Source organism: Flavobacterium erigeronis (assembly GCF_054075165.1).
This window is the reverse complement of the sequence record NZ_JBSKGP010000006.1, coordinates 144,489-159,967: the sequence shown is the minus strand read 5'-3', so window position 1 is coordinate 159,967 and position 15,479 is coordinate 144,489. Positions and strand designations below refer to the sequence as shown.

The window sequence follows — 15,479 nt, the reverse complement described above, 5'->3', positions numbered from 1 at the left end:
ATTATTAAAATCTATTAAATATACTTTTATTTGAACCAAATTGCCAAGTTGACCTCAATGGTTGCACACCAATTCCTCCTGAACTGTTAATTTGGACATTATAAAAATAATTCTTTATACTATTTTGTGTTATCCATAAAAAACCAACTCTATTTTCTTGATGTAATCCTTTATCAAAAATAAATCTTGACGCTTGATGGGATACTGCTGTTGAGACAGTATAATTTAAAAATAAGCTTCTTTCAGATCCAGCAACAAAGAAAGCCGAAAAATTATTTAAAGCATTCCTGCCATAGCCATACATTTCTCTTTTCGGCTGCATTGAATCTCCAATTAATGTACATGCTGTAAAAACAACATTAGCATCATTTGTTAATAATCCTCTAATGTAGGATAATGATTCATTTGTACTAGGGTCAGCCATTGGTAAAACATCAGTATTATTATCAAGATATGCTCCTCCAATTGTTCCATGCGATCTCCATACTAAATTTTTAATAAATCCCATTTTGTCTCCATATTCTTTTTTTAATTGAGCTTCCGCTTCTTCCGGATTATTTACTGCTATCCAATCATAATTTCCGCTAATTTCATTCATAACCTTCTTATTAATACCATGAGACTTATCCATGGTAAAGATTAATAAATTAGAACTTCCTGTTAATTTACTTTTTGAACTTCCGTATTGAATCTGTAAGTTATTAAATGCTTCTTGGGCATCAGCTCCTGTGTAGGTGGTACCGCCTTCAAATTCTTCTACTGCCATTCCATCAGGATCAATAAAATATATAGGGTTATCATTAGCATAAACATAAGGAGAAAATCGTCTTGATATTTCAGTAAGTGGATCTATATTTATCCATCGGCCAAGTGCAGGGTCATAATTTCTAGCTCCATAGTCATACATGTTAAACCCAAGCTCGTCTTGGAGCTCTTTATCATTATACTTATACTTTTGTGCAACTCTATTTCCTTCAGTAGTATTAGTTACGGCATTATATCCTTTATGCTTTAAACCAAATGGATAATAATTGTTTTCTTCCTGGATAATCAGATTTTTATCATAACTTAAACGAACGTTGCCTACATGGTCCTTGTATTGGTAAACATAATCAAAAATTCCTGAATTATTAGATACATATCCTTCTGGCTGTACAAAAAATTGCATTTGGTTGTTTTCGTAAATAAAGTTGCCTGAATAATCGGTTATGGTGTTATTTGCAACTTTTTTTTGTTTTATCCCCGTAGCATCATAATAGTATTTGATAGTTTGTCCCTGAATAGTTACTTCGTCAGGCAGATTCAAATGATTATAACTTACAACAGTGATTCCTTTATTACTATCTGTTTTCATATTACCATTGGCATCATAAGTATAATCTTCAGTTATGTCATCGCCATTGCCTGTAAAATCATCTTTAAATCCGTGATTCTTATTTGCTAAATCAGATACAATTTGGAGTTTATTGCCATTGTCGTAAATATATGTAAGGTCATCCATTAGACCAAAATGTGATGGAATATTAATATCGGGAACGCCATCAACCAATTCTCCATTTCTTTTTAGTTTCAAGATATTACCATTCATGTCATAAGTAAGACTTTCATTAAATTTATTGAGATTATCATCCGCATTTTTCAGTCTGTTCAGCTTATCGTAAGCATAGGTATAGTTTTTCAGGCTAGAATCACTATTTGCCGTTTTCCATAAAGTTTGGCTTATGTTTCCATTAAATAGTTTTTTATTGGTATCTGCAATATCATTATAATTAATCTGAAAGGCAAACAAATCATTTCCGATAGCATTGATATCATTAATATTTTTAAGCCAGCCTCTGATATTATATTTATAATCTACAGTTTGTAATCGATTTTGAGAAGCCTTGTTTCCAATACCTTTAATTACTAACTGTCCTAATTCATCATACGTATTAGCAACAATAACCTCTGGATCAGCTGCTCCGTTTATAGACTGGGTTTGCTTTGTCAGTCTGCCAGCGTGATCGTATTCAAATTTATCTACAATAATTGTTGTTACACTATTTCTAGTATGTGTTGAGGTCGTCTGTTTAACCTTACCTGGAAAATCAAATTCACTTTGTACAATTGCTGTTGTATTTAGGTAATCGTTTTTACTGTAACTGTAGAAAAGCAAACTTTTGTTATTGTAATAATTCCAGTTTGTAATCCAGTTATTCGTATTTAAAATCCGAGTTTTAGACCCTGTGGGCAGTCCTTTTACATCCGTAATAGCTCCTAAAGAAGAAACATTCACAGGGATAGCGTCAAAATTGTAACTATCAAAATAATTTATGGTAAATAAATTTATACTAGTATCATTAACATTAGGAAAAGCATTATTACTATAATAAAGAGTAGTCCCATTTATGCTATTAGCAGTTTGTTTTTGTTCAAAAAGAACGTTGTTTTCATCTGCGAAACCTTGCATTAAAGCACGAGTAGTTTTTACTGTACTTTTGTATTCACCTGTATATACAACTCTGTCAAAAATATCATACTTAGTAAATAACCATTTATTTTGAGTTCTTAAATTAGCATCCTGCGTCAAAATTGGTTTGTCTTTTTTGTTATAGATGATATACTCCCAATCTTTTCCAGGCAATTTTTTTTCAACCAATCTGTTTCTTTGGTCATATCGATATTGATAACATAAATTATCTAAAACGCTTTGATTGCCATTGTCTATAACTGCAGAAAAAATACTCCCTGCTTTAGCGTGAAATCCTTCTTTTAATGTAATAGAATTAGACGCTTTCAAATTTAACTGCGGACTATTCGCTTCCAAAACCACAGATGATTCCAAATTAGCATCGATATTATCACTTTTAAAAAAATCAACTGCTTTGGGAGGAATTACAAAACTTAGATTTCCAAAATCATCAAACACATAATATGTATCATGTCTTTCATTTGTGTTTCCATCTCCAACAGCCCCATAAGTTCTTTTTAAAACAATCTGGCCTTCTTTATTCTTAAATTCTATTGTAGAGCCTTCTAGTTCTGTAGAATTTGCAACAGGATTAGCCGAAGAATTTTCATCAAAAACTATGTTTTTATATAGCATGGTTTGTGCATAAAATCCAGAATTTCTTAGTGTTGGCACATAAGTATTATTATCAAGAACAAAATCTACTGTAAAAAGCTGTACTTCTCCTAACGCATTCGTTTTATAATCCATCTTAATCTCGTGCCCTTGACCTAACATCCAATCTTTACCAGGTGCTGCCTGTTTTAGAACACGATTAAGCGGTGACGCTTCTAAATCCTTTTGAGAATAAGGGTTGGAAGCTGTCGGATTGATATCTCCTGGAAAATGATTCGCATAATACGTTTTTGTTGCTAAATCTGTATCAGCTGTTCTAAAGGCACCACAGCTATTTCCATCTGTATAAGGAAGATATTCCTTGTCTTGTCTTCCATAATCATCATAATCTATATGTGTGATAAGGTCAACATTATTTGTACCTCCACTGCGTATATCTACTTTTTGTTTAGGCCTTCCTATTCCATCATAATACGTTATAGATTCTAGCTTATTATCGTTAGTCAACACCTCAGCATCTGTGCTTTCTATTAAAGGAGTAATAGTATGAACATACGTTTCTTCACTACTAATACCATTGCAATCAAATGGTTGCAAGTTTATTACGATATCTTCTGAAGCGTTAGAAGTACAACCCAATGAATTGGTCACAGTAAAATTATGGACAATTCCTGCTTTTAGGCCTGTAATCGTTGCAGTTGATCCAGAGCTACTAATATTTCCAGGGTTGATAGTCCAGAAATTTGGTAACCCCATCAATATAACACTTCCTGTTGGCGTGCTTAAAGTGGGATGCGTTATAGTGCCTACAATTGGTGCAATAGGTGTAATGGGCTGTGCATTAATACTGAAATTAGTTAAAGGAGATGAAATGTTAGATTCAGATATCACCTTTATGGTATAGTTACCTTGTGGTGCTAAGACTTTTGAACCCAATATGCTTACATCCGTTGATGGTGTTACGATATAAGTATAAGAAGAATTATAGTTGGTTATCGTGAATTGTCCCTTACTATTATTACAATCTGGATGTATAATATCAGATAGGACTGGAGCATCTAGGGTTGAGGATTGTGCATTGATGATTACGTTAGCAGATGCATTTGAAGTGCATCCGGAAGAATTTGTAACGGTAAAATTATAAGTAGTAGATGGATTTAATCCACTTACAGTTGTTGTTTCCCCTGTTCCAGAAATATTTCCAGGATTAATTATCCAGGTTCCCGATTCTGGAAGCCCTATTAAAGTTACGCTTCCCGTTGGTGTTGTTACAGTTGGTTGTGTAACCATTTGTATCACTGGAGCGGGTACACCAATAAAATAGGAAACACTACTTGATTCATCACTCCAATATCCATTATAACGTCTGGCTCTTAAATAATATTCTGTACCCGATGTCACCGTTATGGTCGAAGAAGAATTTGCTGTACTGGTTCCTGTTGGACTCGTTTGCCAATACCATGTAATATCCTGTCCTCCTGTTCGGATATTCCCTGGAGGATCATTTCTTTGCAAAACGACCTGATTACAGCCAGAACTTAATACTGTTGGAGCATCTGGTGTTGAAGGCGTTGGAAGAACGGTAACATTTAATTCTGCATAGTATGGCTCTCCTTGTCTCTGATATGAAACATATACCTTTTCTTGACTTGGAGTACCGTCCCAATATACTTCTGCATCTGGTTGATAATTTTCATTTATATAAGTTAGCACTGTTCCATTATTAATAATTATCCAGTTGAAGTTATTGTATAGATAAGTAGAAGGAGTATTGTTGTCCATAGCATCTTTAAGAAAATAAGATACTACGTCACCATAATGAACCGTAGTCGGACCCTCTAAATACAATTGGCCAGTACTTTGTGCCTGAATCTTTGATGAGTTAAGTAAAATTATCATCACCAAAACTATAAAAATAAACGTATTTTTTATTTTATTATGCATCATATTAAAAGTTTAAATTTTACAATAACATGCAATTGAAGACAGAATGTGTCAACAGTGCAATATTGAATTTGTGCGATAATTTTAGTTAGTGAAGTGGTATTTAGTAGCAGACAGAATTTTTTTATCATTATTCTTAACCTGCTTCAAACGCCCATAGCTATCATATTCATAATAAGTTGTAAATTCTTTGGAGTCAGTCATACTCGTAACTCCAACAAAAGGATCATACGTATAGGTTGTTACCATAGCATCTGGAAAACCGGCTCTTAAAAGTTTTAGTTTGTCCACAAGATTAGCTTCTGTTGCTGCATTGGTTTCTCCAAACGTTGCCGCAACAGCATTATTTATAAGGATTTGTTGGGCAGGAGATATACTGTTTGTCTGGCCACTTTGTAAAGTTGCATTTTCAATTGTGGCAATAGGATATTTTTTATCATATCCCCAGATATAGCATACAGATGCTTTTCCTCTTGGGGTTACTTGTGTCGGATTTCCTTTGTCGTCATAAAAATCATAAGTAATTTCAGGATTTGAACCATAATGCGAATCTTTAGTTACCCCATTGAAAACTGAAAACAGTGATGTAGCAATTGGTGTACTTAATTCAGTTATATAACTTTGATCAAGAACAAAATTTTCATCAATCTTTTTATAGGTAAGCACAGTACTGGTAATTATTTTATCATTTTTTAAAGTTGTTTTTTCAATTAAAGGTGACAGAACATTTGCATTTACCATCTGGCTGTAAATTCCTGTATTAATATTAAAAGGATATAAAAATTTTTGTACACGTTTTTCTCCTTTAGAATTCAAAAATGAAGATTGTTTAATAAATGATGGTTTATTTGTATCATACTCATTATTGGTAGTCTGAACAATGCTTGTACCGTCATCAAAAAATAATTCCTCTTTAATAGAAGATAAATATTCAGCACCGATAGTATATTTTTGAAGTTTATGTCCAAAAAATGACCCAGGATTTTCTTTAAATCTATTTAATTCTTCAATTGCTGTTTCACCAGATTGTTCTCCCGTTCTGACATCATATGAGATAAAAGTTTTATACTTATATATAGAAAGATCATAAATTTCATCTACGATTGTATAATCATATGTATAATCTGTTTGTTTAACCTTAAAATAGGAAGTATTGTCATTTCTGTATTCAATTTTTTTTGAAAGATAATTGCCATACCAAAAATTAGAAGGATCAATAATAGGCTTATATTTCTGATATCTTAAGTAACGAGGATCCATATCATAGTCATAACGTACAGGAGTGTTATGAGAGTAAAAATTTTCAATTTTACCTTTATTATTATTACTTTCTCCTATGTATTCTGTCACCATGTCATAGTTTACAAGATTGTTTAAAAAGGTATAAAAAGAGCTTGGGAAAAAACCAGTTATATATCGAGTCCTATAATATCCTTCTCCTTGATCTAGAGGAAAAAATGGCGTTCCTGTCTCTCCATCCCAATATATGTCCGTATCTCTAATGTAGTACATCGTTGCACTTTCTTCAAAATAATTTTTCACATAAGGGTCTGGTTGAAGATAAGTAGGAACTACGCCAATGCCATTCTCATTTTGCCCGTAGGTAAACTGTCTTTTTTTCAGCTCAATGCCATTTTTATCTTTATCAACTATGGTTTTAATTCTTAAACCTCCACATTTTTTAACTCCATAAAAATCTTGGTATTTATTACTTTCATAGTCAAAAAAAGTAGTCCCTCCGCTAGGATATTTAATGGACTGAATCATCCCAATTTTCATATCATCTTCGTTACTATATCTATCATTCCCACTTCCAATTTCTTTTTCATATACTGTTTGCAATCCACCTAAACAAATCGGGTAACGCCAATAGATACTGGCTTTATCTTTTAAGATTACATTTTCAACTTGTGAGTTATAAAACCCCCAATAATCCGCGCTATTACATAATTTATCTACTCCAGGGAATTTTTCTAAAGAATAATAATTAAAGTCGTATTTCTCTACTGTTTCTTCACCACTGCCTTTAATTTTGATTGAATTCAAATAACTTGCTCCAGCCAGTAATTTTACATCAAACTCAGCTTGTCGAATTGTTTTATCAGCTTTCAGAACTGCAATTTTATTTAATATTAATTCATTAACATCACCTGTGTTTTTTTTATAAGAAAAATCAACAGTCATATCATTGTAGGTAATTGTAGTAATATAATAACTCTCAGCATTAGGGAAAGCGGGTTCATTGTAATTTCGTACAAAATAATCTTCAAAAAGAGCCATTTTTGTAGCGGTAAAGAGAGGAGAATCACGAAAAGCACCAGGGCAACTTGCTCTATTATGATAATTTACATAATCATCTAAATAGTCGTTTATTGTAACTGGAATAAGAGGGCTTTTTGTATATACACTAGTATATCTATAATCAAATTTTATGATGTCTTTTTTATTTGGTGAAATTATAGAAGTTAAATGCCAAGAATTAACATGTTCGTAACCAGGGGTATATTCGTAAAACTTCTTACCTATATCATTAGTACCAAAAGTATAAGTATAACCTTGATCGTCAATTATTTCAAACTTGGTAAAAGTTAGCAAATTGTTAAATCCACCTTCAATAGTGATATTATTTACTTTGTAAGGTTTATAAGGCATGAAAGATGCCGTCTTAACTCCATTAATATCTTTTAAAATGAATTTTCCGCTTTCTCCATTTGGTAAGGAAAAAGTAAAAATATCATATTCGGTATCTTCATATTTTCCACGAATTCCAGGCATTCCAATATGGTATAAGTCATTGTTTTGAAAAATCGGATTATTATTAAAATAACCTTTATCAGCGCCACCACCATAAAGAGTCATCCAATCAGGTGAAAAAAATTGATCAATACCCTGTTTATGAGGCCTTCTTTCATCAGGATAACCTCGAACTTCACGACTTATGAAGCCACTTGCATTTAATGCCCATTTTAAACCTAACATTCCATTTTCTGAAATATCAGCTCTCAAACCTGAAGCATGAAACATTAGTTTTAATGGTAAGTTTTTGTCTGCAAAAGGAATATCGTAAATAGGAATGGTAATATCAACTAGTCCTCTTGACAAATCAACTGGATAATCAGCAAATTGTTTTAAGAGATGTACTTGAGGTGACTTTATTTTTTCCTCCACCATATTTTGAGGGTTTGGGATTGATGACTGTGAAAAGCCTTCGATAGATAACAATCCGATAAAGAATAGTAAAAATTTGGTCATAATTTAATAATTTGATAGTTAATGTATTTGGTTTATAATGATATTTAATAATGCATTTTTCTTATTTTTTGGCTAAAGAATTGAATTAAAATTTTAATAATCAAGACATACTCTACCTATTTATTACTCTTAGCTAGTTTTGTATTTAAAAGTTTGTTTTCCTGCTGCAGTGCAGAAATATCCTTTTTCATCTCTATCATATAAAGTGTCATCTCTTCAATTTTCTTTAAAAGAGCCATATTCATTTCAGAAACATTAATTCCGTTGTTTTCAAACTCTTTTGCAGAAGGAATTTCAGGTAAGTGACTGTTTTCTTTAATGAAGTTTTCAACTTCTTGAAGCGATCTTAAATTGTAATCATCTTTAAAAACATAATCGGGAGCTGGGAAGTTTAGATCTACTTTTACTTCTCTGGAATGAACTGTACCGTTTACATCTAATTTATGTATTGGACTGGAATTTCCAATTCCAACATTGCCAGATGTGTTTACAGCAATTGCTTGCATATCTACTCCTCCAGAATTGACAACATTAAACTGCATAGCACAATCTAGTAATCTAATATAAGAACCTCCTCTAGCAGTGTTAAGCAATTTCAAACCGCCGTTTGGATTATTGTAGTTGTGAATATTATTGCCAATTCCGACTCCTGTATAAGTTAGTCCCGGCTCGCTTGCCCAAAGCATTAAATCCGCTTCTCTTGCTTGGTCATCTGCACCAGCAGAATGCAATAAAATTCTTGAATCAGTATGAGTTCCATGCACATGTAATTTATTCAAAGGCTCACTTAGTCCAAGTCCTAAATTGCCTGAAATACTTTGTTTTCCTGCAAAATCGTTTTCTCCTTTAGTAGCCAATTCAATCCAAGGATTCCAAGCATTTATATCTCCATTCTTAGTCCTAAAACTTATATGTTTTCCTCCTCCTGGTCCATAATCAGAACTAATTTGTGTGTCATAATTATTTATAGGGAATCCGCCATAACTAATTAATGATCCATTCCATGGGGTACCAGATGTTGCATATGCAAAAGTATAGCCCGCATTAAAAGAATCTGCAGAGCCTGCTGCTGAAATATGAGAGAATGGATTTAAACTTTGTGCTTTTGTAGATAAAAAAGATGATCCTATTAGAATAAAGAATGCTATTTGTGTTCTCATTTTTTAATTGTTTTTTCAAGTTCCTGAAATCTTATTTCTAAATCTGTAAGCTTTTTATTTTCTTGCTGTAATTCAGATATTTTTTTATTCTGCTCAATTACATACAAAGTCAACTCTTCTACTTTCTTTAGTAAAGCCATATTCATTTCAGAAACGTTTATTCCATTCTTTTCAAATTCATCTGCTGAAGGAATTTCGGGTAAGTGACTGTTTTCTTTAATATAACTTTCAACCTCATCTAAAGTTTTAAGTTTGTAATCATCTTTAAAAACATAATCGGGTGCAGGAACAGTTAAATCTACTTTTACTTCCTTAGAATGAATGTTGCCGTTTACCGCTAATTTAGCATCTGGATTTTCTGTTCCTATTCCAACATTTCCGCTGGCATTCCAAATACTGCCTCCAGATAAAAATATATTTCCCTTAAATCTATTCTGATATGGAATTTCTACTGTTTTTGTCCCCGTCATTGGTTCATCAACAGCAGTCCAGCCTTGAAACCAGCTACTTGTCTCATACATACCTTGTGCAAATGCGCTAACCGTAAATCTCTGATAATACGATTTATCATTTATAAAAATTACCACTTTACCATTTTCATTAGATAAGAATACTTGTGGAGTATAACTCCCTGAAGAAGACATTTTAGGCTCGTGAAAATAGTAAGTAGAACTATCCTCCATATTGGAGCCAGTATACCAGATATAATAGACAAGATTTAAACTTATAGGCTCTTGACTTCCATAATTATATCCTGTTATTGTTATTGTAGGCATTTGGGATGCTACCTGAAAAGGCAAATTAGTTTTGATTTTAACTCCATTTATTGGAGTTCCGTTAAAAGCATAATTAACTATGTTATTGTAATTTTGGGCAAAACCTACTGTAACAAACAGCAATAATGAAATAAGGTAATATTTTCTCATATTTATTTTGATTTATTTCTTTTTAGATTTCAACATTTTATTTTCTTGCTTTAGAGCAGAAATATCTTTTTTCATCTCATTATTTTCTTTCTTCATTTCAATCATATAAAGAGTTAATTCTTCTATTTTCTGGAGAAGCTTAGCATCCATTTCTCCTAAATTAATTCCGCTTTTTAAAACTTCCTTCTCGCTTGGAATATTTTCTAAATGTCCTTTTTCTGTAATATGCTTTTCAACCTGCTCCAGTGTTGGCAGATTGTATTCTTTTTTAAATACAAAATCTGGCCAATCCCAACCAGCCATATCGACTTTTACTTCTTTGGAATGGATTGTACCGTTTACGTCTAGCTTATTTTGTGGATTTATTATACCTATTCCAACATTTCCTCTACTGTTTATTCTCATAACTTCTGTATTACCAGTTGCAAATGCAATATTCCCAGGAGAAAATCCTGAAGATTGTATTGTCATGGTATTCAGTTCTTCTACAGGAGGCCAAATTCCTTCTAACTTTTGATTTGTTAAAAAACTTAATACTTGATTACGATCTTTCAAAGTAAGCTTAGCTTCAGGGTTTATCTCTCCAATACCAACATTGCCATTGGTTGTTATATTAAAAAAATCTGTAGTGTTATATCTTAAACTAAACTTATAATTTTCTGATGCAGGATATCTTACCAAAGTCCATTGTCCAATTCCAGTTCCAAAATTACCTCCAACTGCCCCTAACGCTATACTCGAATAATCACCTGCTAAAGAAGGCAATAACCTTAAGTTTTCATTATAATTTGAATTTGATGACTGTATTTTAACGGTGCCAATAACATCTAAAGGAACCGATGGATCATTTGTTCCTATTCCTACATTTCCACTCGATTCAAGTCTGTTTTGAGCGAAATTTACATGTACAACAAATACAATGAATAATAGACTTATCTTTTTCATGATATTATTTTTTTTCTATTTTTTCGATTCTGTTTTTCATCTCGGTATTTTCTTTCTTCATTTCAATCATATAAAGAGTCAATTCCTCAATTTTCTTAAGTAGTGCCATATTCATTTCAGAAACATTAATTCCGTTCTTTTCAAACTCTTTTGCAGAAGGTATTTCGGGTAAATGTTTATTCTCACTAATGTAACTTTCAACTTCGCCTAAAGTTTTAAGCTGATAGTCATTTTCGAAAACATAATCAGGTGCAAGAACAGTAAGATCTACTTTTACTTCCTTAGAATGAATGTTCCCGTTTACGGCCAATTTAGCATCTGGATTTTCTGTGCCTATTCCAACATTTCCATTAGCGTTCCAAATACTTCCTCCAGATAAATAAACGTTTCCTTTAAATCTATTTTGATATGGAATTTCAACTGTTCTATTACCAGTCATTGGCTCATCAACAGCAGTCCAGCCTTGAAACCAGCTGCTTGTTTCTGCCATTCCTTGTGCATACGCACTAACTGTAAACCTTTGATGATAAATTTTATCGTTTATAAAGATTACAACTTTTCCATTCTCATTTGATAAAAAAACTTGTGGAACATAACTACCAGCAGAAGACATTTTAGGACCATAGAAATAATAACTTGCTGGGTCTTCTATATTATTGCCTGTAAAATATATATAGTAAACAATGGTCAAATTGATAGGCTCTTGACCCGCAAAACTATAACCGTTAATATTTATTGTTGGCATTTGAGAGCCTGCAACAAACGGTAAATTGGTTTTTATTTTAACTCCATAAGTAGGAGTATCATTAAGGGAATAATTCACTATATTATTATAATTCTGAGCATTACCAACGATTACAATCAGCAATGCAATTATCAAATAGTAGTTTCTCATAAAAATTAAATTTTGATATTTATTTATTTTCAACTTTAGCTATTCTCTTTTCCAATTCTATTTGGTGATCTTTCATCAAAACATTCTCTTTTTTTACAGCTTCATTTTCTTTCTTCATTTCGATCATATAAAGAGTCAATTCCTCTATTTTTTTAAGCAAAGCCATATTCATTTCAGAAACATTTATACCGTTTTTCTCAAACTCCTTTGCAGATGGAATTTCAGGTAGATGGCTATTTTCTTTTATATAATTTTCTACTTCCGGAAGACTTCTTAATTTATAATCATTGTCAAAGACATAATCTGGCGCTGGAAAATTTAAATCTACTTTTACTTCTTTAGAATGAATGGTACCGTTTACATCTAGTTTGCTATTTGGGTTTATTGTACCTATACCTACATTTCCATTATAATTCCATGTCATTACTTGTTGATTAGGTTTTTCAGTTGTATTTCCGTCACCATTGACATATAGTTCAAGCTTACTTCCTGTAGTTCCCGACCCACCATGACCAATTCTAAATTCTGCTTGTTCGTGCCAGCTGTAGCCATCGCTTCCGAATCGTGAAAGCTTTAAAACTGGCTTGCTTTCTACATTTTGTCCATTCGGTCGGCTTTCATTTTTGTCCCATAGCTGTAAAACTCCAAAAACGGCCTGATTTCCAGTAAAAGTATTAGTGCCTCTTGTTGCTAGCTCAATCCAGTCTGTATTTGTAGCTCCAAGACTTCCTGAAGCTATTTTTCTAAAAAATAACCTGTCATTAACCGAATATGATGAAGACAATTGTAATTGATGATTGTTGATATCATTCGAGTGTCTCATAACAAATAAATGCTGCCATCCGAATGAGGGATCAGGATTCATTCCTGACGCCGTTTCACCTTGGTAGACCCCAGATTTTAATGGTACTGAAAAATCTGTAATTCCGATGGCTCGTCCATCGTCAATTTGCTGAGCAGTTGAAGCGTAAATGGTACAAAAAGATACTATTACTAAAAGAATTTTAAATTTCATAATTATTTTTTCTGTTGATTTTCAAGTATGGAAATTCTATCGGAAAGTAATTTGAAAGAAGAATTTTCTTTTTCTAATTCCTCTATTTTTCTGGATTGAATGTTATTTTCTTTTTTTAATTCAATTGTGTATAAAGTCAATTCTTCAATTTTCTGCAAAAGCTTAGAATTCATTTCTCCCAATTTAATTCCATTTCTCAAGACTTCTTCCTCGCTTGGAATATTTTCTAAATGTCCTTTTTCTACAATATGTTTTTCTACCTCTTCAAGTGTCGGCAGATTGTATTCCTTTTTAAATACAAAGTCAGACCAGCCAAGCATATCTACTTTTACTTCTTTGGAATGAATGGTGCCGTTGACATCTAATTTATTCTGTGGATTTGTTATTCCAATACCTACATTTCCATTTCCTTGGATTCTAAGTTTTTCTGTTTGGCCAGTTAAAAAAGAATCTTGTGTAAAAAACTGCATTCCGTATGTATTATATCCAGCACTTTCTGTTATTGTTCTCAAAGAGACACCAAAAGTATCGTAAGCTAAATGGTTAATTGAATGCGCAATTATAATACTAGACTCATTGTCTATATTGGATGAATTTCTTACCAAAATATTTCCATTATAAACTTCTAGTTTTGCTAAGGGATTATTGGTGCCAACGCCAAAGTTTCCGCTAGCAGCAATTCTTGTTCTTTCAACATTATTGGTATAAGAAACCAGATCATTTCCATCTGCACCAAGTCTAACGTTAAATTCGTTTAAGGAAGTAGAACCTTTAAATCCAATTGAGGAAACTGATGATCCTGTATTAATAATACTTACTGGAACTGAATTCGCGGTGGATCTAAAAAATGCAGCAACATCCCACGATTTTACATCCAATCTAGCTGCAGGAGAAATTGTGCCTATACCAACAAGACCTCCTGCTATATTAAATATTGTATTGTTTCCGAGTTCATTAATATATAAAGGGAGTGACATGTGAGACTGAATCCAACTATATGATGAATTACCTCCCAAACGTAAATTCGTCCCATTATCTGTTTCAATAGTAAGTCCTCCTATACCTGATTGATCATCTGGAACTTTAAAACGTCCTTGTCCGAAAACATCCAATTTCACTTGAGGATCAAGCGTCCCAATCCCGACATTCCCATCTGGTTTAAGCCAATTTTGGGCGAAATTTATTTGTGAAACAAATACAATAAACAATAGAGTAATTTTTTTCATCACATTATTTTTTTTCTATTTTTTCTATTCTACTTTTCATTTCTTTATTTTCCATCTTTATTTCCTCATTTTCTTTCTTCATTTCAATCAAATAAAGAGTCAATTCCTCTATTTTTTTAAGCAACGCCATATTCATTTCAGAAACATTTATTCCATTCTTCTCAAACTCTTTTGCAGAAGGCATTTCTGGTAAATGACTGTTTTCTTTTATATAATTTTCTACTTCTGACAGGCTTCTCAATTTGTAATCATTTGCAAAGACATAATCTGGTGCAGGAAAATTTAAATCTACTTTTACTTCACTTGAATGGATTGTTCCCTTCACTGCCAGTTTTGCATCTGGTGATTTTACACCCATACCAATATTGCCATTTGCATCAATACGCATTCTTTCAGAACCATATGTACCAAAAACAATGTTTCCATTCATATCTGGCACAGTAGAGTAACCTGATAAGTCGATAAATGATTTAACAGTAGATGATGTTCCAGCTCCAGCAGACAATCTTAAAAAACCATCATCATAATTATTCCCTGCACTACTATAACCTCTAATTTCTCCATTTTCTAAAGTTCCTGCAGAAATTGATGGTCTTGGTAAAATATTGCTTAACCCTCCGTTAACGGTTAAAGAACCTTCTACTGATAATTTGCTAACAGGTGATTTTGTTCCAATACCAACATTTCCACTATTCGCAATACTTACTCTTTCTATCCCATTTGTTGAAAATCCTAAAAATCCTCCATTTGAAGATGAACCTCTATAAAACGATATAAAACCATTGTCCTCAACATTATAATATTTCAAACCGAGTCTAAATGACTCTGCATAAGCAGGCTGTGTAAATAATGATTTTGCGTATAATGAAAAACCGACCTCACTATTGTTTGCTAAAATGGTTCCGTAAGAATTATCCCCGTTATTAACATGCAATTTTGCTTGTGGAGTATTCGTACCAATTCCAATATTACCGCTTTCTGGATATGGGAATGTATTTTGAGAAAAACTGATTTGAAAAGTTAAGAATAAGAGTAAAATTTTAAGTTTCATT

Annotated in this window: 9 protein-coding genes; all 9 read right to left on the bottom strand. The window is 32.5% G+C overall.

The features are described from left to right. Positions 1 to 4 precede the first annotated feature (4 nt). The 9 genes from ACWA1F_RS13355 to ACWA1F_RS13315 all read right to left on the bottom strand — a co-directional run bounded on the left by ACWA1F_RS13355 (position 5) and on the right by ACWA1F_RS13315 (position 15,478). Entirely contained in the window at positions 5 to 4,963 is a 4,959-nt protein-coding gene (locus ACWA1F_RS13355; RefSeq protein WP_456894298.1) for a DUF6443 domain-containing protein, read from the bottom strand. Between the two features lie 129 nt (positions 4,964 to 5,092). Beyond that, positions 5,093 to 8,260, bottom strand: a complete 3,168-nt coding sequence (locus ACWA1F_RS13350) for a hypothetical protein (protein WP_456894296.1) — start codon at positions 8,258 to 8,260, stop codon at positions 5,093 to 5,095. A 116-nt stretch (positions 8,261 to 8,376) separates the two neighbouring features. Beyond that, on the bottom strand, positions 8,377 to 9,420 hold the full coding sequence (locus tag ACWA1F_RS13345) for a hypothetical protein (protein ID WP_456894294.1): 1,044 nt from the start codon (positions 9,418 to 9,420) through the stop codon (positions 8,377 to 8,379). Beyond that, positions 9,417 to 10,346, bottom strand: a complete 930-nt coding sequence (locus tag ACWA1F_RS13340; protein WP_456894292.1) for a hypothetical protein — start codon at positions 10,344 to 10,346, stop codon at positions 9,417 to 9,419. The genes ACWA1F_RS13345 and ACWA1F_RS13340 overlap by 4 nt, the downstream gene beginning before the upstream one ends. 12 nt (positions 10,347 to 10,358) lie before the next feature. Then, positions 10,359 to 11,291, bottom strand: coding sequence for a coiled-coil domain-containing protein (locus tag ACWA1F_RS13335; RefSeq protein ID WP_456894290.1), 933 nt, complete (start codon positions 11,289 to 11,291; stop codon positions 10,359 to 10,361). A gap of 4 nt (positions 11,292 to 11,295) precedes the next feature. Next, entirely contained in the window at positions 11,296 to 12,186 is an 891-nt protein-coding gene (locus ACWA1F_RS13330) for a hypothetical protein (protein ID WP_456894288.1), read from the bottom strand. 19 nt (positions 12,187 to 12,205) lie between these two features. After that, positions 12,206 to 13,201, bottom strand: a complete 996-nt coding sequence (locus ACWA1F_RS13325) for a hypothetical protein (protein WP_456894286.1) — start codon at positions 13,199 to 13,201, stop codon at positions 12,206 to 12,208. 2 nt (positions 13,202 to 13,203) lie between these two features. Beyond that, the gene (locus ACWA1F_RS13320; RefSeq protein ID WP_456894285.1) at positions 13,204 to 14,427 is read right to left on the bottom strand and encodes a hypothetical protein; all 1,224 of its coding nucleotides are present in this window, start codon (positions 14,425 to 14,427) and stop codon (positions 13,204 to 13,206) included. Between the two features lie 4 nt (positions 14,428 to 14,431). Then, positions 14,432 to 15,478, bottom strand: coding sequence for a hypothetical protein (locus ACWA1F_RS13315; protein ID WP_456894283.1), 1,047 nt, complete (start codon positions 15,476 to 15,478; stop codon positions 14,432 to 14,434). Position 15,479 lies beyond the last annotated feature (1 nt).

Excerpts from the sequence above, each read along its gene's own strand:
- ACWA1F_RS13340 (WP_456894292.1), bottom strand. The coding sequence starts at position 10,346 with ATGAGAAAATATTACCTTATTTCATTATTGCTGTTTGTTACAGTAGGT.
- ACWA1F_RS13330 (WP_456894288.1), bottom strand. The coding sequence starts at position 12,186 with ATGAGAAACTACTATTTGATAATTGCATTGCTGATTGTAATCGTTGGT.
- ACWA1F_RS13345 (WP_456894294.1), bottom strand. The coding sequence starts at position 9,420 with ATGAGAACACAAATAGCATTCTTTATTCTAATAGGATCATCTTTTTTA.
- ACWA1F_RS13350 (WP_456894296.1), bottom strand. The coding sequence starts at position 8,260 with ATGACCAAATTTTTACTATTCTTTATCGGATTGTTATCTATCGAAGGC.
- ACWA1F_RS13335 (WP_456894290.1), bottom strand. The coding sequence starts at position 11,291 with ATGAAAAAGATAAGTCTATTATTCATTGTATTTGTTGTACATGTAAAT.
- ACWA1F_RS13325 (WP_456894286.1), bottom strand. The coding sequence starts at position 13,201 with ATGAAATTTAAAATTCTTTTAGTAATAGTATCTTTTTGTACCATTTAC.
- ACWA1F_RS13315 (WP_456894283.1), bottom strand. The coding sequence starts at position 15,478 with ATGAAACTTAAAATTTTACTCTTATTCTTAACTTTTCAAATCAGTTTT.
- ACWA1F_RS13320 (WP_456894285.1), bottom strand. The coding sequence starts at position 14,427 with ATGAAAAAAATTACTCTATTGTTTATTGTATTTGTTTCACAAATAAAT.
- ACWA1F_RS13355 (WP_456894298.1), bottom strand. The coding sequence starts at position 4,963 with ATGATAATTTTACTTAACTCATCAAAGATTCAGGCACAAAGTACTGGC.